Raw genomic sequence first — 1,468 nt, 5'->3', positions numbered from 1 at the left:
CACGAGCGTAGGTCCTTGCGTAGTGCGAACTTTGGTCGGTTCAGCACGGCACCCTACGCTCGTTCACTTTTACACCGCATCTCGGACGCGACCAGGTGGACGGCAGACCGGTCGCTGTCTTCCTCGATCGGAACGAGAACATACGGGTATGGGACTTAACCACCCGCCAACTCGTCGGTGAACCCATACCGACCGGCCACGCCTATGGGGCCAGGACTGTGGCGCTCGTAGAGGTGAACGGCAGACTCATCGCCCTCAGCGGTGGCGGTTACGACGAAGATGGCGGCGGTGCCGTACAGGTGTGGGACCTGGGCACCGGCAAACCCCTGGGCGGACGAATGAGATACGCCAACTGGGTCGGGGACGTGGCGGTCGCACATGTGGGTGGAAGGGTGGTCGTCGTAACCGGAGACGGTGACGGCGACGTGCGAGTACGGGACTTGAGTGCCGACACACCATGAGCCGATGTCGACGAAGGCCAGAGTCAGCGAAAAGTCAGCGAACCCGCTGACACGGGAGCGCGGTCGAGACTAGCGGACGTCACCATCACGGCACCTGACAGCACCAGATGGCATCCGGTGATCAGGAGCAGCACGTCCCACCGGGATTCGCATCGAAGGGGTCAGGGGTTCAAATCCCCTCATCTCCACCAGGTCAGAGGCCGTCTTCCGGCTACGGGAGGCGGCCTTCTGCGTTCCTGGGTGACTGACTGAGTGCTTGCGGCTCTGCGCGTGGCGGCAGTCACCTCGAAGAACGCAAGGGCAGCCAAGTTCTTCATGCCAGTCGCAGCCGGAACTCGCCGAGTCCGTTTCTGCGTGTCGAGTTCCGCGTCGATCGCGCGGCGCTGATGATCATGTCAACCGGTCTCGTTCGGGGAGCCTCAGCCATACGTCGGGTGCGCCGGTTATCGGCCTGGCGTCGGTCGGACGTAAACCTGTGCGGGCGCAGCAGTAGGCCACGGCGTGACCCTGGTAGAGGTAGGTGGCGAGGATTTCCTCTGTGAAGTTGTCCGGGTACGGGTCGCCGCCTCGAGGATGCCGTCACGGAGGAGGGTCCCGTGATGGCCGCCCTTGGGGTTGTCGTACATGCCGTAACAGGTGGTGCTGGCCGACAGGCGTTTGGTGACTCCTGGCGTGGAGGGGAGGGGTCCCCAGGGTTGGGTCACGATGCATCCGCCGGGGACCTCCGTGACGCCGACGATGGTCTGGCTGTCGTCGAAATGCGTCAGGGGATTCGCTGCGATCGCCGCGACCTCCTCGTTGTCCGCCGGTATCGCCTCCAGCCGCCGGGCCACCTCAGCCGCGGTCATGTCGGCCACGCAGGCCATGCCGAGTCCGAAATAGTGGAGATCTCCCAGCGCGGCTATCAGGCGGCCCCTCTCTGCCAGACTGGTGTGACACATGAGGACAAGCAGACCTTAAGTGGCACAAGCAGGGCGAGAACGGGATCTTCTTCACAGTGACGTTGA

General features: G+C 63.8%; 1 protein-coding gene. It reads left to right on the top strand.

Annotated features, from left to right (window positions below):
* The first annotated feature begins 95 nt into the window (after window positions 1–95).
* A complete protein-coding gene (locus AB0J42_RS37660) occupies window positions 96–461 on the top strand; it encodes a hypothetical protein (RefSeq protein WP_364303381.1) in 366 nt (121 codons plus the stop codon).
* Window positions 462–1,468: the final 1,007 nt, after the last annotated feature.

This window comes from Nonomuraea sp. NPDC049649 (assembly GCF_040675175.1).
Taxonomy (GTDB): domain Bacteria; phylum Actinomycetota; class Actinomycetes; order Streptosporangiales; family Streptosporangiaceae; genus Nonomuraea.
This window is presented reverse-complemented; position numbering and strand designations above follow the sequence as displayed.